Origin of the sequence: Anaerofustis sp. NSJ-163, assembly GCF_024135845.1 — a bacterium.
In the GTDB taxonomy this organism is placed as follows: domain Bacteria; phylum Bacillota; class Clostridia; order Eubacteriales; family Anaerofustaceae; genus Anaerofustis; species Anaerofustis butyriciformans.
Genome location: NZ_JAMYJV010000005.1, coordinates 119374 through 144573 on the forward strand (window position 1 = coordinate 119374; position 25200 = coordinate 144573).

General features: G+C 30.0%; 25 protein-coding genes and 1 tRNA gene. 7 read left to right on the forward strand and 19 right to left on the reverse strand.

Features of this window, described 5'->3' with window-relative positions; translation table 11 throughout:
- Window positions 1–23 precede the first annotated feature (23 nt).
- The 3 genes from argC to polA are packed head-to-tail and all read right to left on the reverse strand — an operon-like array spanning window position 24 to window position 4370.
- Window positions 24–1061, reverse strand: coding sequence for an N-acetyl-gamma-glutamyl-phosphate reductase (gene argC / locus M6G78_RS08065; RefSeq protein ID WP_138268386.1), 1038 nt, complete (start codon window positions 1059–1061; stop codon window positions 24–26).
- A 34-nt stretch (window positions 1062–1095) separates the two neighbouring features.
- Entirely contained in the window at window positions 1096–1719 is a 624-nt protein-coding gene (coaE, locus tag M6G78_RS08070) for a dephospho-CoA kinase (protein WP_138268308.1), read from the reverse strand.
- Window positions 1719–4370, reverse strand: coding sequence for a DNA polymerase I (gene polA / locus M6G78_RS08075; RefSeq protein WP_253230106.1), 2652 nt, complete (start codon window positions 4368–4370; stop codon window positions 1719–1721). Before polA ends, coaE begins: the two co-directional genes overlap by 1 nt.
- A gap of 131 nt (window positions 4371–4501) precedes the next feature.
- On the opposite strand from polA, the gene rsmG reads away from it, so the two are divergent.
- From rsmG to ehuA, 5 genes are all read left to right on the forward strand, one after another.
- Entirely contained in the window at window positions 4502–5212 is a 711-nt protein-coding gene (gene rsmG, locus M6G78_RS08080; RefSeq protein ID WP_243112206.1) for a 16S rRNA (guanine(527)-N(7))-methyltransferase RsmG, read from the forward strand.
- 124 nt (window positions 5213–5336) lie between these two features.
- Window positions 5337–6179 carry a transporter substrate-binding domain-containing protein gene (locus M6G78_RS08085; protein ID WP_253230107.1) on the forward strand — a complete coding sequence of 281 codons (843 nt, stop codon included), beginning with the start codon at window positions 5337–5339 and terminating at the stop codon, window positions 6177–6179.
- Between the two features lie 189 nt (window positions 6180–6368).
- Window positions 6369–7205, forward strand: a complete 837-nt coding sequence (locus tag M6G78_RS08090) for an ABC transporter substrate-binding protein (RefSeq protein WP_138268312.1) — start codon at window positions 6369–6371, stop codon at window positions 7203–7205.
- A gap of 77 nt (window positions 7206–7282) precedes the next feature.
- On the forward strand, window positions 7283–7936 hold the full coding sequence (locus tag M6G78_RS08095; protein ID WP_253230108.1) for an amino acid ABC transporter permease: 654 nt from the start codon (window positions 7283–7285) through the stop codon (window positions 7934–7936).
- Between the two features lie 9 nt (window positions 7937–7945).
- On the forward strand, window positions 7946–8707 hold the full coding sequence (ehuA, locus tag M6G78_RS08100; protein WP_138268314.1) for an ectoine/hydroxyectoine ABC transporter ATP-binding protein EhuA: 762 nt from the start codon (window positions 7946–7948) through the stop codon (window positions 8705–8707).
- A gap of 24 nt (window positions 8708–8731) precedes the next feature.
- Here ehuA and M6G78_RS08105 read toward each other — a convergent pair whose 3' ends face one another.
- Window positions 8732–10084, reverse strand: coding sequence for an ATP-dependent metallopeptidase FtsH/Yme1/Tma family protein (locus M6G78_RS08105; RefSeq protein WP_253230109.1), 1353 nt, complete (start codon window positions 10082–10084; stop codon window positions 8732–8734).
- A 131-nt stretch (window positions 10085–10215) separates the two neighbouring features.
- On the opposite strand from M6G78_RS08105, the gene M6G78_RS08110 reads away from it, so the two are divergent.
- Window positions 10216–10587, forward strand: a complete 372-nt coding sequence (locus tag M6G78_RS08110) for a hypothetical protein (protein WP_253230110.1) — start codon at window positions 10216–10218, stop codon at window positions 10585–10587.
- A 23-nt stretch (window positions 10588–10610) separates the two neighbouring features.
- Here the strand turns inward: M6G78_RS08110 and M6G78_RS08115 are convergent, their stop codons facing one another.
- The 6 genes from M6G78_RS08115 to M6G78_RS08140 form a co-directional block, all read right to left on the reverse strand.
- On the reverse strand, window positions 10611–11657 hold the full coding sequence (locus tag M6G78_RS08115) for an NADH:flavin oxidoreductase (protein ID WP_138268317.1): 1047 nt from the start codon (window positions 11655–11657) through the stop codon (window positions 10611–10613).
- A gap of 114 nt (window positions 11658–11771) precedes the next feature.
- Window positions 11772–12956, reverse strand: a complete 1185-nt coding sequence (gene rpoD / locus M6G78_RS08120; protein ID WP_253230111.1) for an RNA polymerase sigma factor RpoD — start codon at window positions 12954–12956, stop codon at window positions 11772–11774.
- Window positions 12956–14773, reverse strand: a complete 1818-nt coding sequence (gene dnaG / locus M6G78_RS08125) for a DNA primase (protein WP_253230112.1) — start codon at window positions 14771–14773, stop codon at window positions 12956–12958. The genes rpoD and dnaG overlap by 1 nt, the downstream gene beginning before the upstream one ends.
- 8 nt (window positions 14774–14781) lie before the next feature.
- Window positions 14782–15786 (reverse strand): deoxyguanosinetriphosphate triphosphohydrolase, encoded by a 1005-nt coding sequence (locus M6G78_RS08130; RefSeq protein WP_253230113.1) that lies wholly within the window; start codon window positions 15784–15786, stop codon window positions 14782–14784.
- Window positions 15787–15853: 67 nt separating this feature from the next.
- Entirely contained in the window at window positions 15854–16522 is a 669-nt protein-coding gene (locus tag M6G78_RS08135; RefSeq protein ID WP_253230114.1) for a site-2 protease family protein, read from the reverse strand.
- 19 nt (window positions 16523–16541) lie between these two features.
- Window positions 16542–17285 (reverse strand): murein hydrolase activator EnvC, encoded by a 744-nt coding sequence (locus tag M6G78_RS08140; RefSeq protein ID WP_253230115.1) that lies wholly within the window; start codon window positions 17283–17285, stop codon window positions 16542–16544.
- Window positions 17286–17396: 111 nt separating this feature from the next.
- Between M6G78_RS08140 and M6G78_RS08145 the strand changes: the two genes are divergently transcribed.
- A tRNA-Leu gene (locus tag M6G78_RS08145) sits at window positions 17397–17482 on the forward strand.
- 174 nt (window positions 17483–17656) lie between these two features.
- Here the strand turns inward: M6G78_RS08145 and M6G78_RS08150 are convergent.
- The 9 genes from M6G78_RS08150 to M6G78_RS08190 form a co-directional block, all read right to left on the reverse strand.
- A complete protein-coding gene (locus M6G78_RS08150) occupies window positions 17657–17923 on the reverse strand; it encodes a phage holin (RefSeq protein ID WP_138268323.1) in 267 nt (88 codons plus the stop codon).
- A 17-nt stretch (window positions 17924–17940) separates the two neighbouring features.
- The gene (locus tag M6G78_RS08155) at window positions 17941–18666 is read right to left on the reverse strand and encodes a peptidoglycan-binding protein (protein ID WP_253230116.1); all 726 of its coding nucleotides are present in this window, start codon (window positions 18664–18666) and stop codon (window positions 17941–17943) included.
- Window positions 18666–18944, reverse strand: coding sequence for a hypothetical protein (locus M6G78_RS08160; protein WP_138268325.1), 279 nt, complete (start codon window positions 18942–18944; stop codon window positions 18666–18668). Before M6G78_RS08160 ends, M6G78_RS08155 begins: the two co-directional genes overlap by 1 nt.
- 455 nt (window positions 18945–19399) lie before the next feature.
- Window positions 19400–19852, reverse strand: coding sequence for a hypothetical protein (locus M6G78_RS08165; RefSeq protein ID WP_253230117.1), 453 nt, complete (start codon window positions 19850–19852; stop codon window positions 19400–19402).
- On the reverse strand, window positions 19842–20126 hold the full coding sequence (locus M6G78_RS08170) for a DUF2977 domain-containing protein (protein WP_253230118.1): 285 nt from the start codon (window positions 20124–20126) through the stop codon (window positions 19842–19844). The genes M6G78_RS08165 and M6G78_RS08170 overlap by 11 nt, the downstream gene beginning before the upstream one ends.
- A complete protein-coding gene (locus M6G78_RS08175; RefSeq protein WP_253230119.1) occupies window positions 20127–20981 on the reverse strand; it encodes a hypothetical protein in 855 nt (284 codons plus the stop codon). It lies immediately after the preceding gene.
- Entirely contained in the window at window positions 20982–21971 is a 990-nt protein-coding gene (locus tag M6G78_RS08180) for a siphovirus ReqiPepy6 Gp37-like family protein (protein ID WP_253230120.1), read from the reverse strand.
- Window positions 21965–22822 carry a hypothetical protein gene (locus M6G78_RS08185; RefSeq protein ID WP_253230121.1) on the reverse strand — a complete coding sequence of 286 codons (858 nt, stop codon included), beginning with the start codon at window positions 22820–22822 and terminating at the stop codon, window positions 21965–21967. The genes M6G78_RS08180 and M6G78_RS08185 overlap by 7 nt, the downstream gene beginning before the upstream one ends.
- 1 nt (window position 22823) lies before the next feature.
- Window positions 22824–25199, reverse strand: a complete 2376-nt coding sequence (locus M6G78_RS08190; RefSeq protein WP_253230122.1) for a tape measure protein — start codon at window positions 25197–25199, stop codon at window positions 22824–22826.
- Window position 25200 lies beyond the last annotated feature (1 nt).

Sequence of the window (25200 nt, forward strand, 5' to 3'; positions counted from 1 at the left end):
AAATCTTTTAAATTAAAATATTTTTATATATATAAAGGAAGAAAATCAATGCCTTCCTTTTCGCTAAACCCAAACATTATATTCATATTTTGAACTGCTTGAGATGAAGCCCCTTTCATTAAATTATCTATTGCACTTGAAACGATAATTCTGTTTACCCTTTTATCAAGAACAAAAGATGTATCAAAAATATTAGTGCCTTTTACATAGTTTGTTGAAGGCAAATTACCAGACTCTCTAAGTCTTATAAAATATTCATCATTATAATACTCTTCATAAACTTCTTTTATTTTTTCCTTCGTTATGCTTTCATCCACATTTGCATAAATAGTTGTAAGAATTCCTTTATTCATTGGAACCAAATGAGGAGTAAAAGAAAGTTTAATATCATGTCCATATTTTGAAAGTTGTTGTTCAATTTCAGGAGTATGTCTGTGTGTACCTACTCCGTATGCTTTAATGGATTCATTGCATTCACAGAATAAAGAACCAACATTTGCTTTTCTTCCTGAACCACTTACGCCCGATTTGGCATCTATTATTATTGAATTCACATCAATAATATTTTCCTTTACCAATGGATATAGTGATAAAATAGAACAAGTTGTATAACATCCCGGATTTGCTAAAAGTCTTGTATTTTTTATACTTTCTCTTTCAATTTCACAAAGACCGTATACGCTTTCTTTAAGTAAATCCTCTGCAAAATGTTCTGTCTTATACCATTTTTCATATGTAGCCTTATCTTTTAATCTAAAATCAGCACCAAGATCTATTATCTTTGTTTTTTCCAAAACTTCTTTCGTAACAACCTTTGATGCAACTCCATGGGGAAGAGCCATAAATACAACATCGCAGTCATTTGCAAATTCATTAATGTCGCTTTCCAAACATGGTCCATCTTCTATATTTCTAAATGCTTCATAAACATCGCTAAATTCTTTACCCACATAACTGTGAGAACCTAGTTTTATATTTCTAACTTCTTTATGTTTTTTTAATATACTTACTAAAATTGCCCCGGTATATCCCGTAGCACCCAAAATACCTACATCAATCATTCCAATACCTCCATAATATGATATATTATACATATTAATGTATATTTATGCAAGTATTATTTTTAGAAAATTCACTATTGTATATTTTATTTATATTATTTTTTAAATCATTAAAATCAGAACTGTTGTCTATTATTATATCCGCATACCTCATTTTATCTTCTGTGGACATTTGAGCTTTTATACGCATTAGGGCTTGTTCTTTTTTTACCTTATCTCTTAACATTATCCTTTCAATTTGAATATCTTGTGAAGTATATACTAGCATTACAACATCAACCATATTGGTAAGCTTTTCTTCTATTAAAAGAGGACAATCGTATATTACATATTTTTCATCTCTTTGTTTATATTTGTTCACAAGATAATTATATTTATCTGTTACTTCCGGATGGATAATATTATTTAAAGCAAGCCTTGCTTTTTCATCATTAAAAACAAGACTTGCCATTTTAGGACGATTAAGTTCACCATTATCTAAAATATAATCACTGCCAAAAACATCTTTTATTTTATTTAACCCTCTGCTTCCTTTTTGAACAGCTTCTTTACTTATTTTATCAGCATCAATAATTGGTATATTATAATATTCATTTAAAATTTTTGAAACGGAACTTTTACCTGTTCCGATTGAACCTGTTAACCCTATTACTTTCATTATTTCGCCTCAAACCAATTTTTACCTACATTTATATCGGCTTTTAATGGACAATCCATCTTAACTGCATTTTCCATTTTATCTTTTAAAATTTCTTTTACTTCCATAACTTCATTTTCAGGTGCATCTATTATTAGTTCATCGTGTACCTGTAAAATAAGTTTTGATTTAAGATTTCTTTTCTTAATCTCACTTTCAACATTTATCATTGCAAGTTTTATTATATCAGCTGCACTTCCTTGAATAGGAGTATTAAGAGCTGTTCTCTCTCCAAAAGATCTTACATTAAAATTCTTTGAATGAATTTCATTAATATATCTACGTCTGTTAAACATTGTGGTTACATATCCATTTTCTTTTGCAAATTCAACAATATCCTTCATATATTTGCTTACATTTGGATATTTAGCAAGATACGTATCAATATATTCTTTCGCATTTTTTCTTGAAATGTTCAAATCTTTTGATAGACCAAAGTCACTTATTCCATATACAATACCAAAATTAACCGCTTTTGCTCTACTACGCATTTCGCTTGTAACATCTTCTATATTAACACCAAATACTTCACTTGCAGTTCTTGCATGTATATCTTCATTATTTTTAAATGCATTAATTAACTTTTCATCTGAAGAAATATGTGCCAAAACTCTAAGCTCTATTTGAGAATAATCCGCATCAACTAAAACATTACCTTCTTTACTAGGTATAAATACTTTTCTTATTATTCTTCCTTCATTCGTTCTAACAGGAATATTTTGTAAGTTTGGATTTGAAGAAGATATTCTTCCTGTTGTAGTAATTGTTTGATTAAAAGTAGAATGAATTTTATCTTCTTTCCTATCAATTAAAGTAACAAATCCTTTTACATATGTTGAATTAAGTTTACTTACCTGTCTTAATTCGATTATAAGAGGAATTATAGGATGATGATCTTTTAATTTTTCAAGTACTTCTATATTTGTTGAATATCCTGTTTTTGTTTTCTTTATTACAGGAAGATTAAGTTTTTCAAAAAGAACATGTCCTAGTTGTTTTGTAGAATTAACATTAAAGCTTTCATCTTCTCCTGCAAGTTCTCTTATTTGTTTCGTTAAATTTTCAACTCGTTTATCAAAGTCTTCTCCTAAAACTTCCAGCATATTCACATCAACCTTAAAGCCTTCTATTTCCATATCCGCAAGAACATACATAAGTTTATGTTCAATATTATTATATAATTCTTCCATTCCCTCTTCTTTTATTTTTTCATTTAGAAGTTTATATAATGAATATATACATTTTGCCTTTTTAATATATGTTAGATACTTTTCTTTATCCTCAATATCAAGAAAACTTTGTTGAACAGCTTCACCTTTGTCTTCTTTTAAATCTACATCAAGATATTTTTTACCCATTACTTCAAGGGAGTATCTTTCATCACTTGGATTTAAAACATATCCTCCAATATAAGTATCAAATGAACATTCAACATCATATCCTTCACGTTTAAAACATTTATATACATTTTTAAAGTCATGAGTAATTATATTATTATTTTTATTCATTATTGCTGCCATATCCGAAACAGGTAAAACAGTTAAATCAAAAAGATAGAACTTTTCCCCGTCAAATATCATAGCTTCTTTTAATTTATTGTTTTCATCATTTAAAACAAAATAAATGCTAATATAGTCTTTTTTCTCTAATACTTTGCAAAGTTCATCGGGTTTTATGTCATTACCTATGTTTAAATATTCTTCTTTTAAATTAGAAAAATCATCATTTTTTTCTTCTTTATCTGCATTATTTTCTACACCAAGTTTCTTCATTATTGATTTCAAATCAAGACTTGATAGTATTGAAATAAACTTTTCATTATTAAAGTTAAAATCGCATTCTTCTTCAAGATTTATATCAACATCCATATCTACGACAATACTTCCAAGTTCCTTACTCAAAAATGCATTGTCTTTATCATTTATTAACTTTTCTTTTAATTTTCCTTTTACTTCATCTATATTTTCATACACACCTTCAAGTGTCTTATATTTTTCAAGTAAACCTAAAGCCGTCTTTTCTCCTACCCCTTTAACACCCGGGATATTATCAGATTTATCACCCATTAAAGCTTTTAAATCTATCATTTGTTTTGGTGTAAGAGAATATTTATCCATAATATAAGCTTCGTCTATTACTTCAATATCACTTATTCCTCTTTTTGAATAAAGAATCTTTGTATGTTCAGAAACCAATTGAAATGAATCCCTGTCTCCGGTTATAACAACAGTATCAATCCCCTTTGAGTCTGCTATCTCACTTACGCTACCTATAATATCGTCTGCTTCATAATTATCTACTTTTAAAGAGATAATATTTGCAGCATCTAAAAGTTCATCAATATAAGGAAGCTGTTCTCTTAATTCTTCAGGCATACTTTGTCTTCCTGCTTTATATTCACTGTATTTTTCATGTCTGAAATTTTTATGTCCTTTATCAAAAGCAGCATATAAATAATTAGGTTTTTCCTGTTCTATAAGCTTTAAAATTATATTTAAAAACCCAAAAATAGCATTGGTTGAAACGCCTTTTGGAGAGTGCATTGGTCTTACTCCGTAGAAACATTTATAAATAATCGAATATACATCTATAATAACTAATTTTTTCTTCATTTTTTCCTCACAATCAAAAAAATTCTATTATTAAAGAATAACATAAAAGGTAAAAAAAATAAATATATTACCTCTTTTTCTTATTAAGTAATTCTGCTATACTATTTTTTACAAACAATAAGGAGAATATGATGAATTTAAAAGAATATTTAACTGAGGGACTTAATAAATGCAATATACAAATAACTAACGAACAAACAGAGAAACTACTTTTATTTATGGATATAGTTTTAAGAGAAAATAAAAAATTTAATCTTACGGCAATAACCGATGAAAAAGAATTTATTGAAAAACACATCATCGACAGCGCCCTTTCCATAAAATATATTAAAAATGAAGGAAAACTTATAGATATAGGTTCTGGAGCCGGTATGCCTGGAATTGTAATAAAAATACTTAGAGAAGATTTAGATATTCTTCTTCTTGACAGTTTAAATAAAAGAGTGAACTACCTAAATAATACAATAAAAGAATTAAAACTTAATAATATAGAAGCAATACATCAAAGAGCAGAAGAACTTTCACATGATGAAGAATATAGAGAACAATTTGATTATGTAACTGCAAGAGCGGTTGCTTCATTAAATGTTCTTTTAGAATATACAATTCCTTTTATAAAAAAAGAAGGCAGTTTTATAGCTTTAAAAGGCAGTAAAGGGGAAGAAGAAATAGAACAAAGCAAAAATGCATTGAATCTTCTTTCTTGTAAAATCATAAAAAACCATAAAGAAAAACTCCCCTATTCTCTTTCAAACAGAAATATCATAGAGATAAAGAAAATGGAATTAACTAATAAAAAATATCCAAGGAAACAAGCTAAAATAAAAAAAATCCCTCTATAAACAGAAGAAATAAAAAGCATAAATATAAATAAATATGCATAAAAATAAAAAACATGTTGATTTTTTTTTAAAATCATAGTAAACTTTAATAAAGTTATAGGTAAAGAGGAGGATTATTTTTATTATGAAATTGAAAAAAATAATTGCATTATCAACAGTTGCAATAATGAGTCTTGCAATGTTTACGGGATGTGGAAGTAAAGAAACAGCAGATAACGGAGAAATGAAACTTGTTAAAGATGGAACTTTAACAGTTGGACTTGAAGCTACATATCCACCAATGGAATATATTGATGAAGAAACTGGAGAGCTTGCAGGATTTGATATTGAACTTGCAAAAGCAATTGCAGCAGACATGGGATTAGAAGTTGAATTTGTACAAGTTGGATTTGATGCAATTTTTGCCGGTCTTGATGCAGATAAATATGATGTTGTTATTTCTGCAATAAGTGTTACAGAAGAAAGACAAGAAACTTTAGAGCTTTCTGATACATATTTAGCAAATCAACAAGTAATAATTTCAGCAAAAGACGGAAATCAAATTACATCTGTAGATCAATTAACAGGTAAAAAAGTTGCTGTTCAAGTTGGAACAACAGCAGATGAAGCTTGTCAATATTATCAAAATGACAAAGCAATGGAATTTGACTTACAACAATTTGACGATATGACAGCTGCATTCCTTGCTTTAAAAAGCGGAAGTGTTGACTGCGTAGTTACAGATTTAGTTGTTGGAGATTATTATGTAAATAACAATCCAAATGATTATGTAAAATCTTGTGATAACTTAACAAACGAACCTATCGCAATTGCTGCTAAAAAAGGTAATACAGCTGTTATCAATGCTGTAAATACATCTTTAAAATCTTTAATTGAAAGCGGAAAAACTGCTGAAATTTCAAAAGAGTTATTTGGTGAAGACTTAACTAAAAACATTGACTCAAACTTAAAAAATTATGATGAATAATAAATAATTTAATTTTATAAAAATAAAAAAGCCTGATACGGGCTTTTTTATTTTTTTATACTTTTTTATAACCATAAAAAAGTATAAATATGCATATTTATTTATAAAAATTAATTAAACCTATTGCATTTTTTCTATATATATAGTATATTTATAAAGTATTTTTGTTATTTGGAACGGAGGAAAAAAATGAAAAAAGCAAAAAAAATTACTGCTTTGATCATTACATCAATATTAACTATTTGTTTACTTACAGGATGTGGTTCAAGTGAAGAAGTTTCAACAACTCCACAATTTGTAAAAGAAGGTACTTTGGTTGTTGGAATAGACAATACTTACCCTCCAATGGAATATGTTGATGATAATGGTAAAACAGTAGGATTTGATATTGAATTTGCAAAAGCAATCGCTGAAAAAATGGGAAGAAAAGTTGAGTTTGTAAATGTAGCTTGGGATGGAATATTTGCAGGACTTGATTCAGACAAATACGACCTTGTAATTTCTTCAGTTGGAATTAACAAGGACAGACAAGAACAGCTTGCTCTTTCAGATGCATACCTTGCAAATCAACAAGTTATCATCTCTTCAAAAAATGGTGCACAAATAAAATCAACGGATGAATTAAATGGTAAAAAAGTTGCTGTTCAAGTAAGCACAACTTCAGATGATACATGTCAATATTATTTATCTCAAGGAAATGAATTTGATTTGCGTCAATTCGATGGAATGACAGAAGCATTCGTTGCTCTTGAAGGCGGAAGCGTTGATTGTGTTGTTACAGATTTGGTTGTTGGTGAATATTATGTACATAACAGTCCTGATAAATTTATAAAAACATGTGATAAATTAACAAATGAACCAATTGCTGTTGCTGCAAAAAAATCAAATCAACCATTAATAGACGAAGTAAACAAAATTATCGAAGAATTTAAAAATGACGGAACGTTAGCAAATATATCAAAAGATATATTCGGTAAAGATTTGACAAGTAATATAGATACAACAATAAAAGGTTACGACGAATAATATGTCAGCATAAAAAGAAAACCTATATTGTATATAGGTTTTCTTCATTTTATAAATAAAAATTTAGGAGATTTAATATGACTAGTATACAAATCGAAAAGCTGGTTGAAGGTACAATATCAACAATAGAGCTTACAATAATAAGTATAATTCTTGGAATGATACTTGCTTTAATCTTAGCTTTTATGAGCATAGGAAAAAATAAAATTTTAAAAGGTATAGCATGGTTATATACATGGGTATTCAGAGGAACCCCTTTGCTACTTCAAATTATGGTTGTATATTTTGCAATTCCATTAATGTTTAAAGAAGTAACAGGAGAACCTTTAAATTTCGAACCTTTTACTGCTGCTATAATATCACTTACATTAAATACAGCAGCTTATACCGCAGAAATTTTCAGAGCAGGGATTCAGTCAATTGACAAGGGGCAACTTGAAGCAGCAAAAGCTCTTGGAATGACCTATTCACAAGCTATGTTTAAAGTTATTATTCCACAAACATATGCAAGAGTCATCCCACCTTTTGCAAATGAATTTATCATGATTTTAAAAGATACTTCCCTTGTATCTACAATAGGTATGGCTGATTTAATGAGAGTATCAAAACAATTTGCCGCAAGTGGTGATTGGAGTTATTACTTTGTAGCCGGCGGTATATATTTGGTATTAACATCAGTATGTATCTTATTCTTTAGACATCTTGAAAAGAAATCAAGCAAATACCTATAGGAGGTTATAATGAGTACTTTAAAAGTAGAAAATTTAAAAAAAGATTTTGGAACATTAAGTGTATTAAAAGATATTAACCTTGAAGTTGAAAAAGGTGAAGTAGTATGTATAATAGGACCTTCCGGTTCAGGTAAGAGTACATTTTTAAGATGTTTAAATCACCTTGAAAAAATGACTTCAGGAAAAATATATATAGATGATGAACTAATATTTGATAGAAAAGATAATAAAAGTTTAATAAAAACAGACAAAGACAAACTTGTAAAACTACGTACAAAAGTTGGTATGGTTTTTCAAAGATTTAATCTTTTCCCTCATAAAACTGCCCTTGAAAATGTAACATTAGCACCAATGGTAGTAAAAAAAGTAGATAAAGATGCTATTAAAGATAAAGCTCTTGAATTACTTGATATGGTAGGTCTTAAAGATAAAGCAGACGAATATCCAAGCAGATTATCAGGAGGACAACAACAAAGGGTTGCCATAGCCAGAGCTCTTGCAATGGAACCGGAAATTATGCTTTTTGACGAAGCAACATCAGCATTAGACCCTGAACTTGTTGGAGAAGTATTAGAAGTAATGAAAAATCTTGCAAAGAAACATAATATTACAATGATCGTTGTAACTCATGAAATGGGATTTGCAAGAGAAGTTGCTGATAGAGTTGTATTTATGGCTGACGGTGTAATTGTTGAACAAGGTAGCGCAAAAGATATTATCAATAATCCTCAACACGACAGAACAAAAAAATTCTTAAAGAAAGTATTATAAAAAGACTGTTTAAACAGTCTTTTTTTATATAAGAGCCATGTGAAAGATTTTTTCAAGATCTGAAGCATTCAAATCTTCTTTTTTATATAAAGTTTTAGCTATTAAATTTAAAACATTACTATTTTCGTTTAATAAACCTATAGCCTTCTCATATGCATTATCTAATATATTGCTTATTTCGTGTTCTATATCTTCTTTTAAAAAGTTATTTTTGTCCCCTGGAAAAATTTTATTTTTGTATTTACTCATTCCATAATCACATACCATAGAATAAGCAAGTTCATTTGCCTTTAAAATATCATTTTGCGCTCCCGTGCTTATTTCACCAAATATTATTTCTTCACTTGCTCTTCCTGCAAGTAAAATACATATTTTATCTTCCAACTCATTTTTTGTCAATATCATTTTATCCTCTCCAAAAGAAGACAAAACAAATCCAAGAGAAACTCCATAAGGAACGATTGTTACTTTATCCGGTAAAATTCCATTTAACAAAAAACTTATAAGGGTATGCCCTGCCTCATGAAAAGAAACTATCCTTTTTTCTTTATTACTTAAAACCATACTTTTATTTTTTAGTCCTGCAGTTGTTTTTATTATTGCCTTATCAAAATCTTCATTATTTATGGTCTTCTTTCCTTTTCTAATTGCTAGAAGTGCAGATTCGTTAACGATATTAGCAAGATGAGCACCGCTTAAACCGTTTGTCTTTTCAACAACACTGTCGATTTTAAAATTCTTTGCAATAGGTTTATTTTTAATATGGTATTTTAAAATTTCTCTTCTTGTAATAGCAGAAGGATTTCCTACAAAAATATGTCTGTCAAACCTTCCCGGTCTAAGTAAAGCCTTATCAAGCATATCTATTCTGTTTGTTGCTCCCATAACCACAACACCGCTGTTATCACTAAATCCGTCTAATTCAATTAAAAACTGATTTAAAGTTTGATCTCTTTCAGAATTATTATCAGTGTTCCTACTAACTCCTATTGCATCAAGCTCATCTATAAAAATAATTGCGGGAGCTTTTTTTCTTGCTTTTTCAAACAAAGCCCTTATCCTGCTTGCACCAATTCCTACAAATTTTTCTATAAATTCACTTCCTGAAGCATAAATAAATGTTGCTTTACACTGCCCGGCTAAGGCCTTTGCTATTAAGGTTTTTCCTGTTCCGGGAGGACCATATAGTAAAACACCACTTGGAATTTTTGCACCAAAATTTTTATATTTTTCAGGTTTATCCAAAAAGTCACTTATTTCCAATAATTCTTCTTTAATCTCATCAAGTCCGGCAACCGATGAAAAATCTATATCAGATTTTATTACGCCCGATTCTTCTGATTTATTATTAAAAAAATTAATATACGAATGTCTCATTATCTATCTCCCAATTTATTTTGCAATTGATATTATTGCTTTTAATTTTAAAATTTATACAAATACTAAAAATAAAAATTTTTTTTATTTATAAAATATGTTATAATGATGGAAATACAGGAGGTTACAAAATGAACAAAGACGAATTAATTAACAAAGCCAGTGAATTTATTGGAGAAGCAACAGAAAGAACAAAACAAATTTCATCTGAAGTAATAGAAGCATCAAAAAACTTTGCAGAATCAGCTAAAAAAACAATTAAAGCAGAAAAACTTGATTATCAAATTTCAAGAAAATACAGAGAAATAGGTAAATTAATTTATGCAGCATATGAAGAAGAAGGCACGTATGATCATGTTGCAGATGAATTATGTGAAGAAATTAATGCTTTATTTGATCAAATTATTGCTATAAAATTAGGTGAAGATGCTGATATTTCAGAAGAAGAAAAAGAAGATATAATTCATGAAATAAACGTTGATATTGAAGATGAAGATGAATAAAAAAGACGCATAAGCGTCTTTTTTTAATATAAAGTTTCGTTATTTTTTATTAAATTTGGACATTTATTATCTCCACCGTTAAGTTTACATTTAGGTTTACAATGATAACAATAATTTATAGGAATATTATTTTTAGCTTTATATGCCCACTGATAATCAGATAATAACTCTCTTCCTATCGCTGTAAAGTCACAATATTCTTCTTCTAAAAGTTTTTCCGCTCTTTCAGGTGTTGAGATTCTATTAACGGCTATTACAGGAATGTTTACATTTTCTTTTATTATTTTTGCACTTGTAACTACTTCATTAAATTCATGTTCTTTATCCTCTAAAGATGAAGATGCATCAAAGGCGGAAGAAATATCAAGAACGTCTACCCCTGCCATCTCAAGCATTTTAGCACCCTTTTTTACATCTTCTATATCATCCATATTAACTCCAAGTCTGTAATAAATAGGATAATCCTCTCCTACGGCTTCTCTTACGGCTCTTACAACTTCTAAAGGAAATCTATATCTATCTTCTATATTATCAAAACCATATTCATCATTTCGTTTATTATATTTTTTTAAAGTAAATTCACAAAGTAAATATCCATGAGCTCCATGAATTTCAACAGCTTTAAAACCTGCTTTTTTTGCTCTTAAAGCAGCATTTTTAAAATCATCAATTGATTTTTCAATATCTTCTTTTGTCATTTCTCTTCCAAAACCATCAATTACACTGGGACCATAAGGACATTCACTTAACTTTGCTTTTAGTCCTGCATTATGAAGCTGTATAACACTGAAAGCTCCATTAGAATTTAAGGCTGCTGCAAGTTTAGAAAGATCATCTATAAACTTATCATCCCAAACACCTATTTGATTCCAAGCTTTTTGACTCCCATCAACGCCGCTTGCTTCAACAATGATTGTGCCTACTTCTTTCTTTGCTCTTTTTTCATAATAACTTATATGTTTTTCATCTATAAAACCATCTTCCCTAACCAAAGAAAAAGTAACCATAGGTGGCATAACAACTCTATTTTTTATTAGGTTACCTTTTAGCAAATAACTATCAAACAACATACTGTACACCTCCAATTTATATAATTATAACACTAAATATATAAGATTTTTTAATTATTAAATCAAATATTATTAAAGTGCAATAAAAAAAAAGCCATTTAATATGGCTTTTTTTTATAAGAAATCTCTTAATTTTTTACTTCTGGTTGGGTGTCTTAATTTTCTAAGAGCTTTTGCTTCAATTTGTCTTATTCTTTCTCTTGTTACGCAGAATATATCCCCTACTTCTTCAAGAGTCCTTGGTCTTCCATCTTCTAACCCAAATCTTAAAATAAGAACTTTTGCTTCTCTGTCTGTTAAAGTTTTTAATACCTCAAAAAGCTGAGATCTAAGAAGCATATAACTTGCAGCTTCTTCAGGAGCAACTGCATCATCATCAGGAATAAAATCACCTAAATGAGAATCTTCTTCTTCACCTATAGGTGTTTCTAAAGATACCGGATCTTGTGATATCTTCATAATATCTCTGACTTTCTCTTCCGGAAGTCCCATTTCTTTAGCTATTTCTGCAGCATTTGGATCTCTACCCAAATCTTGAATAAGCATTCTTTGAACTCTTTTTAATTTATTAATTGTTTCTACCATATGAACAGGTATTCTAATTGTTCTTGCTTGGTCTGCAATAGCTCTTGTTATAGCTTGTCTAATCCACCATGTAGCATATGTAGAAAACTTAAATCCTTTTGTGTAATCAAATTTTTCAACAGCTTTTAAAAGCCCCAAATTACCTTCTTGAATTAAATCAAGGAAAGACATACCTCTGTTAACATATCTTTTTGCAATACTTACAACAAGTCTTAAATTGGCTTCACACAATTTTTTTCTTGCTTCAACATCGCCATTTTCTATTCTTTTTGCAAGTTCCATTTCTTCTTCGGCATGCAATAAATCAACTTTACCGATTTCTTTTAGATACATTCTAACAGGGTCATTTATATGTACAGAAGGCTCATATCCTTTTATATCTGTCTTTTTTATATCTATATCATCATCTTTTAAATCATCATCCAAAAGCTCATCAACATCTTTATCAATATCATCATCTTGAAGAACAATTCCTTCTTTAAAGAAAAATTCTAAAATTTGGTCTATTTCATCACTGCTTAGATTTAAATCTGTAAAATGTTGATTCATTTCACTTTGATTTACTACACTTTCTTTTTTTGCCCATTCTTTTATATCATCAATGGTTTTTAACTTCTTAACCTCTTTTCTAACTGCGTCTTTTTTAGATGTCTTCTTTTTTGAATTTTTACCCACTACTTCAATAGTAACATTACTTGTATTTTCTTGACTCATTATATTAGAGTACCTCCATTTTTTGCTTTTAAAAGATCAGATTTTAATTTATAAAATTCGGCTATCAAAACATCTAACATTTCTTTATCTTCAGAATCCTGAATATCTTTAATTGCATTTTTAACATTCATAATTTTTCTGTTAATATTATTTATTATGAGTGTTTGTCTCGCTTTTATTACATCATCCCAAGTTATATTTTGATCTAAAGACACGATTCTTGACATGGTTGTAGCCAATTTATCATTATAATCAAACAACTCTATAAAGTCAACCTTTTTTGCATTATTTATACAAAAAACAATTTTTTCATATATTTTTTTATAATCATCTCCCACAAACACATTTTCATCAATATTAATATCTTTTATTTTATCAATATCTAAAGCATTTTCTACCATATATCTTAAAATAATTTCTTGTGCATTTATAATCTTTTTCATTATTTGGTTTTTTTTGTTTGCAGTTTCATTTTTATTTTTTCCAATTAAATGATTAGGTGTTATATAACTATTTGTATTTACTTCACTTTCAATAGTTGAAATTTCGGCCCCTGTCTTGTGATGTAAATATTTTATATAGAATTCTTTTCTTACATTATCATCAACTTTACCTATAATAACGCATGCTTTTTTAATAAAATCAACCTTTTCCCAATTATCAAGTAAGTTATGATTTTTTTCTAATAATTTTATTCTAAATTCAATACTGTCAATTCCATTTTCCACCAAATTATTAAACTTCTCTATGCTATTATTTAGAATATAACTATCAGGATCATCACCCTCAGGGAGTCTTACAACCTTAGGATAAATATTTGCACTTTCAAGTATTTCACAAGCTTTAATTGTTGCATTTAATCCTGCCGTATCAGAATCGTACATAACAACAACATTTTTTGTATATCTATTTATTAACTTTGCATGATTTATATTAAACGCTGTTCCAAGTGTGGCTACAGAATTGTTTATTCCATTATTTACAAGAGAAATAACATCCATATACCCCTCTACCAAAATAAGAGGTTTTTGAGGAAGTTCTTTTCTTGCATTATTTAAATTATATAATGTGGAGTTCTTCTTAAATACAATGGTTTCAGGTGAATTTAAGTATTTGGGAGCATTTTTTACATCTTTATATATTCTTCCCCCAAAAGCTATAAGTTTTCCATTTATATCTTGGATAGGAAACATTATTCTATCTCTAAAATAATCATAAACTCCCCCATCTTCTTTAGTTCTTACAAGCCCAGCTTTTATTAGAACATTAACAGAATATTTTTTTTCTTTTACCAAATAATTATATAACCCGTCAAAACTATTCAAAGAATATCCAAGTCCAAATTTTTTTATGGTCTCTTTACTAAGACCTCTATTTAATAAATAATTTAATGTAACTTTATTATGAATTAAATTTTTATAAAAATAATTTGCAGTATCTTTTATACAATTGTAAAGTTCCTGTTTTTGATTATAGCTTATGAAATTTTCACTGCTTCTTGTATAATTGCCGTTTTCTTCATATTGAACATTTACCCCTTCCAAATCGGCTAACATTTCAACAGCAGAAGAGAAATCAAGTTTATTAATTTCCATCAAGAAATCCAGTACATCTCCGTTTGCACCACACCCAAAGCAGTGATATCTATTCATATCAGGAGTAACTATAAAAGAAGGAGTCTTTTCCGTATGGAAGGGACACCTTGCCTTATATCTGTTTCCGCTTCTGGTAAGAGGAACGTACTGATTTATTATACCTACAATATCTGCATCATCAACTAATCTTCTAATAAAATCTTTTTTAAAATATCCTTTCATAAAACTCCTTACATTCCCCAATAAGCATTTGGAATAAATAACTCTTTATACATATTAATTGCATATATATCAGACATACAAGCTACATAATCGCAAACAACTCTGTCTAAATTATCACAATTAACTCTTACATAAAATTCTTCTAACATTTTATCAGGATGCTTCATAAAATACTCATAAAGTCTTTTTACTATGGTTTTACCTTTATCGCCCTCTTCCATAGCTCTTTTAGAATGATATACATTTTTAAACAAGAAACTTCTAAGTCCCATAGTTGCTTCAAATATCTCATCGCTCATTTTTATTTTATTTTTATCATAACTGTTGTTAATAATATCCAAAATCATTGTGTTTATTCTTTTGGAGTTTGTTTCTCCCAAAATATCAGTATATTCTTTTGGAATATCTGAAGGTTTTAAGACACCAAAACGGATTGCATCATCAATATCATGATTGATATATGCAATTTTATCGGAAAAGAAAACTATTTCACCTTCCAATGTACTAGGCTTAAAACCGTGACAATGATTTTTTATTCCATCAATAACTTCATAAGTAAGATTAAGACCTTTCCCTTCTGATTCAATTTCTTCAACTACTCTTACACTTTGTAAATTATGTTTAAATTCAAAGGGGCAAATCTCATTTAATATCTGTTCCCCGCTATGACCAAAAGGAGTATGTCCCAAATCATGACCAAGTGCAATTGCTTCGGTTAAATCTTCATTTAAACAAAGAGCTCTTGCAATACTTCTTGATATTTGAGATACCTCAAGAGTATGAGTTAGCCTTGTTCTGTTATGATCTGTTTCAGGTGAAATAAACACCTGAGTTTTATGCTTTAACCTTCTAAAAGATTTTGAATGAATTATTCTGTCTCTATCTCTTTCAAAATCTGTCCTTATCTCACATGGTGTTATTTCTTTTTTTCTTCCTTTTGTATTTACAACTTTAAAAGCATATTTACTTAATCTTTTTAATTCTTCTTGTTCTTTTTGCTTCCTTATATTCATTATTTCTCCTAATAAAACAAACTACTTTATATTATAGCACATATGTTTTATTTTTTAGTATTGATAATTATTTTAAATAACCATTATTTAATATTTTATTCTTATTTTCGTTTATATATGAAAAATAATTTTTTTCTTTTTCACTCTTTATATTATTCAAAAGAAAAACAGATAAAAAAATCAACAAAACATTTTTACGTCCAAGAAGTAAAACATAAATTCCAAGCATTAAAATACCCATATCGATTATTATACTTATCAGCTTTATATATTTAAATGAATCTAGCTTATTTAATTTTAAATTCAAAAGCGTAAAAAGACACTTTGAAGCATCCAAAGGTATTGTAGGAATTAAATTTATAGAACCTATAAGAATATTATAGAAAATAAAAAAATCATAAGAAGGTATATACAAATAATAAGATGAAAAGACAATTATACCTGCAAAAATAAAATTTGACATCGGACCGGATAAATAAAGACAAAGTGCTTTATCTGCACGTAAGGCATCACAACTATATGAAATTTTTGCACCAAAAGGTAAAAATTTTATGTTATTTATCTTAACATCAAATACCTTTGCACAAATAAGATGCGATGCCTCATGAATTAAAATAGTAAACAAAAAAATCAAAAAATTTACAAATCCACTTTGAGAATAAATAATTAAAAGAGCAAATAAACTAAGAGAAGTTAGTGTAAATTTACTCAAAAAAGGCTTAAACTTATCAAACATAATACTCCTTTTTCAAAAATTATTTTTCGTTTTCCTTATTATCATCTATATCCATATAAGAAATAGGATCAACAGCAGTATTATCAACCCACACTTCAAAACCTAATATGTCACCACTTTCTTCACTACCCATAGAGCCTATCAAATCTCCGGTTTTTACATTATCGCCTACTTTTACAAAGGTACTTTTTACACCATCATATACGACCGTAGTATCATTTCCAACATCAAATACAACCCTGCTGCCACCGTAAGAACTAGATACAATATTTGAAACTACTCCCCCTATACTTGCAAAAACCTCTTCGCTCTTACTTGTTTGAATTTCAATTCCCCTTGGTTTTACTGTTGTATTAAAAACAGGGTGAGTTGTATCTTCAAAAGTTGTTATAACTTCTCCGTTTACAGGCATTTCCAATTTTAAAGTATTTGATGAGCTATTAACACTGCTATTTTCTCCATTAAAAACACTTGCCGTATTATTTACAAAAGAAACAACTTTATCTTTCGTTTCACCAAAAGACAAAAATTCACTGTTAAAGACTTCTGAAATCTTTGAAGTTAAAGAAGACGGTAATTTTACATCAAACATGTCCATTGAAACATAAGAAATAGCAATAATAACTAAAAATATCATTATATTTAAAAACCTGTCTTTTTTAACTTTTGTATTCTTTTTGCTGTTATATCGACTTTGATTATAATTATAATAATTTTTTCTTTTCTTATTTGTTTTTGAATTTCTGCTATATTTACTATACATAATAACACCTCTTATATTTATCTCACTTAAGTATATTAATCAAAGTAAAAATTATTCATAATATTTAACTTGAAAAGAAAAAAAGATTTGTATATAATGTATAAGAATAATGCGAGTGTGCTGGAATAGGCAGACAGGCACGGTTGAGGGCCGTGTGTCCCAAGGACGTATGGGTTCAAGTCCCATCACTCGCACCAGATTTTTAAATTCGTAGAAATAAAAAAACCACGCAAACACGCATAAATAAAGGGTTTTAAAGGATAATAATATTTATATAAATATTTAAAATATGCGGTCAAATATAAAAAAGTGCGGTCAAAAGTGCGGTCAAATATAAACAAAAAATAAGGGGCTTTAAGCCCCTTTTGTTATTATTTAATTTTTTCATCTGTTAAAAGATTCTCTCTATACTTATCAGCCTCAATAGCTTCTTTTGTAAAAGAGTTGTTTTTCCAAAATGCAAGAACAGCCGAAACAATTGTAGTTACTCCAGTTACAACTGTGTAAATTGTGTTTTCATCAATATTTAACTCAGTAAGTCCAAATATACCACAAGCTCCATTTATCAAACTTACAAATAAAAAAAGCGTCCTTGTAATAGTACCGCTTGAAACATTTTTTAAATCAATATTTTTCATTCTGTTACCTCCCTAAATTATACATTTATATGAACGGCTTCACCCATTCCAGCAGTGCCATAATAACAATATTTAGCTCCGTATTCATAAGCTTTTGCCTTAATTTTAGCCTTATCAACTCCGGCAATATAAATATCTGCTGCTTTACCATATTGGTGTTGTGAATTGCTAACACCTCCGACTTCTGCATTATGTTTTTTACATCTAAGCCCTGATGTAATTGTTATTGGCTTGCCAAAATATGCCCTTAATTTTTCTAAAATATCAATAAGCTTTGAACTCATCTCTGCGGGGTAACCATTACAATATTTTCCTCTGCACTGACATTTAAACTCTGATTTTTTGAAATACTTAACCTTATCCCAATTCACTTTTGAAGATGAAGAACTTGAAGAAGATGTATTCTTCAAAGCCTTAATAGTATTACTTCCTGCAATACCGTCCTGAGATAAACCTTTCTTCCTTTGAAATGACTTAATAGCTGAAATTGTAGCCGTTCCAATTATTCCGTCAACACTAAGTTTATTTCCTTGTTTATTAAGTAAAGTTTGTAAATTTTTAATGTCTTTTATTAAGGCTGAATCTGTCTTACTTCCATAAATTCCGTCTTGTGTCAATCCTTTAAACTTTTGATAACTCTTCACAGCTGATTTTGTCTTGCTTCCGACTTTTCCGTCAACACTTCCGGTATAAAATCCATAATAGTATTTTAAATTAGATTGATAATTTTTTATGCTTAACACTAATGTCCCTCCTTATTTTCAAGTTTTATTATTCTTAATTCATGTTCATCAAGTATCTTATCTTGTTTTTCGTTATATTCCCAAAGTCTTTTTCTCTTCATTGCAAGCTCTTCTCTGTTTTCTTTAAATTCCTCTTTCAATTCTTTTAATACATCATTTAGATGATTCAGAGAAGATTCTATCTTGCTTACAGCTCCAGCAAACTTTGTTATGTTGATAATCACCGTTAAAATCAAACCAACAAGTGCAATGATTATTGTAATTTGTCCCTCTGTCATCTCATAAAATCACTCCTTCAAATTTTTATTAAAATCACTAAAAAAAGGCTTTATGTAAGCCTTTCTAAGGTTTTTTATTTTTAAACCAAAAACCTCTCTTTTTTTGCTTGTCCAAAAAAAGAGGTAAAAAGGACACTTCTCGGCGAAGTGCCTTACAACGCTTTTCGATACCTGCGTAAAACTCTACACGAGTTTTGCTGGCAGAAAAGCTACCCCAAGCCCAAATGAATGAAAATATGGTTAAATACTACCCTCTCCAATAATAATTTAGGGCGGTGGTAGCATTCCAGCTCTAAAAATATGGGTAATATTTTTAGAAAGCTTCGGAATGCGTTATAAGCCTTCACGGCGTTTGAGTGAAAGCCTTTTTCCCATATTTTTGGGCTTTGGCAAAAATATGGTGGGGTTCTTAAGGGGTAACACCCCTTAAATAAGGGTTGTTAAGGGAGAATCCCTTAAAGCGTTATCTCCTCCCAACCTGTTGGATACCCTGTCGGTTCCCAAACGTTATTGTCTATTTTTGACTTATAAACTTTTCCGTCTGAAGCAATACAACACTCATCTTTCATATACATACCGCTTTGTCCAAGAGGTGTAACATAAGGCTTTGCTTTTAACGGGTCTTTTGTGTGGCATAAGCTCCACTGTGCCCTTAAATTTTCGGGGTGGTCTTTGTATGTATTGCTGTCATATGGTTGTATAAGTTGCCAAACCTGTCCATTATCTCTTACGCACTGTCCCTTTAACCAGTTTAAATATTGATGTAATTCGGGGTTAAAATCAGGTATGCTATATTCTTTGTCAATTATTTGTGTTCCGTCCATTTCCGGTGCTTTTTCTTGAAACAAGGTTGCTGAATTTAATCCTACCTCTCTCATTTTACTTAGTACATATTCCTTAGATTCCATAACTGTTTACCCCCTCTTTTATAGCATTTGCCAGCTCATCATAAGTTACATAGTCCCCTGTTGGCTCTGGCTCTGGTTCTGGCTTACTTTGTTCATCTTCCCATTGTTTTTTCTTTTGTTCATCTAAAACTAACTGTCCATTTTCATATTTATAAACAAAGCACGGCAAATTATTAAAATCTTCAATACTTAAATCAGCTTCAATACTGTTTTCAACATCTCCGATAACAGCAAAAGAAATAATATATTTATTTTCATCTAAACTTATTTTCATTTAACGTACCCCCCATATTTCTCTAACGTAATATTCTGTTCCACCGCCAATAGATTGTTCTGTTCTAATAATATTATTATGAATTGGAATATCTGTATTAAGTTGAGTATCTGATTGTTTAGTAAATCTTCCTGTATATATCGTAACTGCGTTTGCGTTATATGTTGCTTTTGGGACTGAGTCGTAACACAATACACTTTGTGTCGACATTTGGTTTTGTTCTAAAATTGGGTATATACCTGAGCCAAAAGGACCTCCCGAAGTAGAAGAACTTATATTAAACACTAAATATCTATAATTATTCATACTTTCGTTTAATGTAATAACACCCGTTTTTACTGCTCCTCCAAATAATAAAGTTCTTCTTACTTCCGATAATGGATAAACTATATCCAAACATTTCTCAACCTTAGTTATATTTATCCCTTCAATATGTACTTCATATAAAGGCAGTTCTGCGATTAAATCTCCGTTATCAATATTACCTTCTGTATAACTTGGAACAGACGGTGTATCAGCCACTGGTGTACCTTGTATTACCTTTAAACTTACATCTTCAACCTGTGTTTCGCTATTTTTTTCATACCTTGCAACAATTAAATCTATTCTATTTTCTCCTGCGGTTCCGTTGTTTATTGTTAGGCTGTCGTAGGTGTTCATATCAATAGAGCAAAACTTGCCCTGCATATTTAATATTCCGCTTCTTACTCTTATTTCGTTGTTACTTATAATCTCTGCTTTTAAATTCTCTCCAACAGAAATAATGCAGTCATCTTTCCAAATTCCTCTATGCCACATTGCATCTTGAAGGGAGGTAACATGATCTTCTAACTGATAGCCTGTTATTAATTCCATTTAATCATCTCCTTCAATTTTATATTCTTTGCTTTCTTTTCCGTTATCCACTGTATATATCTTGTTTACTACCGGGCTTTTTAAACTGTTTCCGGTTATATAGTCTCTTCCGCCGATTATATCCCCGATTTCAATGTCTATATTTAAAGTATTTATATCCATACTAAAGGTCTTTGTGTTTTTTATTTCATTAAGTTTTTCAATTCCTCTTTCCCTTAGTTCATCACTTTCCGAGTTTGTATCTTCATAAACTTGTGTTATCTCTTCAAGCCCTTTATAGAATTTATTTTCAGTTATTTCTCCGTTTTTCCCTACATATAAATCTATTACTACCCTGTCAGTAAGTTCTCCCTTACCTAAACATATAAGGTGGTTTACCCCGTTGTTACTTTCTTTAAATATAAAGTCCAGCAAATTATCCTGTGAAAGTTCCAAAGTGTCAGAATAATCTATAATTGGGGTAGAAGAAAGAAGAGCATATCCCTTTTCTCCCTTTTGCCCTTGAATGTATTTAATGCTTAATTTGTAATTTACGCTTTTTAGCATCTTTTCAATTCCATTAAGTAAAGTACAGTAACGGTCAAACTTAAAATTATTTATGTTTATACCCGTATCAACTTCAGAGACACTAAAAAAAGAGCCTATGCCCTCTTCATCAATAAGTGATTTTATTATGGAATTAATCTCCCCGCTTACCTGTTTATATGCTTGATTTTTGGGTGGAACTATAATTCTTTTATTTAATATTCCCCTAAGACAATAACCCTTTATTATAACGGTATTATCGCTTGTATTTGTTTCAATACCTCCGATTATTCCCGCATATTCACTGTTTGGAATAAAAATAATATTACCGTATTTAATATTTTCATCATAATCTATGGGAGAAATGGTAATGGTAAAATCCATCGTATCCCCAAGGTCAAAATCAAATTTTGAATACTTAAGATATTTTATTTCCCTTCCATTGTTATCTGCTATTATTACCACTTCGGCTCGCTCCTTTTTTCATATAATTTTAGAGTAAACTTAAAATCTCCTCTCCAGTTAAAAGTAAGTCTTCCGGGAGGTATTTTATTAAAAACGCTGTTTTCTTTTTCCCTTAAATCAAAGATATTAAGTGTTGTTCCGTTGTTTCTGTATTTTATTACGCTTTTTTCTTCATTTACGCTTTTTATTATTAAATATTCATAATTTTCAAGGGTATCAAACACTTCATAAGGATAATTATTTATAAGTATTCTCGGATTGACACAAGGACCGTATATAATAAGCTCGAAATCACTATATGAAAAGTTATCTGTCTGCCAATAACTTATTCCTCTTTTTACAGGAGTGTAATTGTATGGGTAATTATAAGGATAGTTTAGCCCCTTAACACTTGAAGTTCCTCCCCCTGTAAAATCTCTTTGCTGTTCTTTTATCCAGTATGGATTTGCACTTACCACCTTAAAGTCATTAAACATAAAAGGTAGCCCCATGTTCCAGTCGGATTTTGTTGATTGAAATATCCTACAAGGCAGATAATATCCCGTATCAGTGTATAACTTACCGTCACTGTCATTTATAATGTCATACTCAAACACTTCAAATATATGGTTAAAGTATTCTTTTATTTTTTCTTCTCTTTCCTCTTTTGTCATATCAAAGGGAGGAATAACGGCAATTTTTATGCTTTTTTGCGTTATACCTTTTTTAAAAGAAGTTATCTTATTTGAATCGGTATTTTCCTGTGTTTCATAATTCCAAGAATAATCAAGCAGGTCTCCCTCCTGAAAAACATAAGGATAATCTGAAAAATCTATCTTTTCATTATTGGAATTTACATAATAAAAATTCATCCTATCCCCTCCTAAATCCAAGATTAGAAACCATTCTTGCCACTTCTCTGTTATCTGTTACCATTCTTATATTACCTACTCCTCTTTCAAGAGAGTTTGCAATCTGACTTCCTTGATTTGATACTGCACTTACTATATATTCCCCTAAAGCATAAACATCAAAAGAAGAAGTGTTATTATTAAGCCTTGCAGATTCTTTGGCATATTTAACGCTTAAGTCGTGGGGGATTACCTGAGAACCGTTTGGAAGATAAGTAAGCTCTCCTCTTCCTGCTTCATTCATATAAGCAAAGCCACCCTGCCAGTTATCAGTTCCTCGTTTCAAATAAGGGATAGTACTTATGCTTATTCCTACAATACTTCCTATATCATTAATAACTCCTATGGCTGTATTTACCTTTCCTATAACATTATTTATAACTCCTTTTATTTTTCCAACAACATTGGATACTGCTCCAGAAATTGAATTAAACACCCCGCTTACAACTCCTGTTAACCCTTTCCATGAAGTTTTTATTTTATTAAACACATTTGTAATTATGGTTTTTACTTTATTAAACGTGCTTGTAACAGGAGATATAACTTTTTTAATTACGCTTATAATAAGATTAATAGCTCCGCCTATTACAGTTTTTATACCGTTCCATACGGTTGTAATAATGCTTTTTACCGTATTAAATATAGTGCTTACAGCCGATATAACAGATGAAACAACCGTTATTATGCTTGCTATAACCGTTGCAATAAAGGAAATTATAGGAGTTACAACACTTATTATTCCCCCTATAACCGATGTAGCAATCGTTAAAATTTTTAAAATAATAGGAATAACAGTTGAACCTATAATACTTATTATTGTTTGAATAATAGGCATAAGTGCACTTGTCACAGTCATAGCGACTTTTGCTATGGCACTTATAATAGTTTGAATTTTAGGAGCAATGGTATTTAAAAAGTTTGTAATAATAGGTGCCGCACTTGTAATAAATCCACCAATCATGCTTATTATATTTGATATAACAGGAGCAAGTTTTTGAAGAGTCGAGCCTATAACAGAGCCTATAGTATTTGCAATATTTGAAAGTATCGGCATTAAAGCAGATAAAACAGACTGAACGGAAGTCATAACGGAATTTATAACACTCATCACACTAGCTCTAAAGCTTTCGTTTGTATTCATTAAATACGTAATAACACCGATAATAGCCGTTATTGCTGCAATAGCTATTGCCACAGGTCCCGTTATGGCGGTGAATACAGCTTTTAAAACCGCACTACGACCTCCGATTTCAGCTATTTTTGCACTTAAAACACCAAATACACCAGTAGCAGAACCAATAAAAGAAAATACTTTCCCTAATATTGATAGAATGGGACCAATAGATACTATAAAGACAGTCCCAAAAGCTGCAGCTTTTCCTACAATAGACTGCATTGCAGGAGTTAAAGCATTAAACCATGTTATTATACCCTTTACTTTATTTACTGCATTTGAAAAGCTTTCTCCAAATTTTACACCAAGTTCGCTTGCCTTAACTTCCAATGTAGAAAGATAAGAAGTAAACTCACTCATTAGTGGTTTTAACTGAGAAAAAAAACCTCCACCTTTGCCACCTGCATCTAAAAAGTTTGCACCTATTCTGGAAAGAGATGCTCCTATATTTGCAAGAGAAGCAGAAAAAGAAGCCTCTCCCATTATCTTTGCTGCTCCACCTATATTTTTTTCAATAGCAGAATATAGCATTTCAGAAGATATTCCACCTTCACTTGCCAGCTGTTTTACTTCTGATGCAGCAATTCCTGCCTCATCTGCAAGCCATTGATATACAGGTAACCCTCTATCTGCAAGTTGTTCTAAATCTTCAGTATAAACTGTCTGTCCTGTCTGTACCTTATTTAAAATAGAGCCCATTTCAGCCATTGAAACACCTGCAATAGCAGCTGCATCTGCAGTCATACTTAAATATTTGGTAAGTTCTTTACCCGGTTTTATACCTGCTGCCACAGCATTTGCTGCAGTAGTTGCAGCTTCATCAAGTCCAAATGCAGTTCCTTTTACCGATATGGTAGCAGAGTTCATAATCTCTTCAACTGTTTTAGCATCATGACCTAACCCTTTTAACTTTGCCTTAGCATTATCAATCCCAACAAGCCTGTCAAAACCTTTTACAAGAGTAATACCGGATAAAGCACTTGTTGCTATCGTTGCAGGTTTTGTAATAGAGTTTGCAAGCTTATCTCCTACTTTTTCAAGTCCGGAACCCACACTTGAAAACTTCTTTGATACGCTTTCAAGTTTTCCTTGAACAGAACTCATTTTCTTTTGAAAATCCGTATCATCTGCAGTAATCTTTGCACTAAGTGTATAATCAGCCATA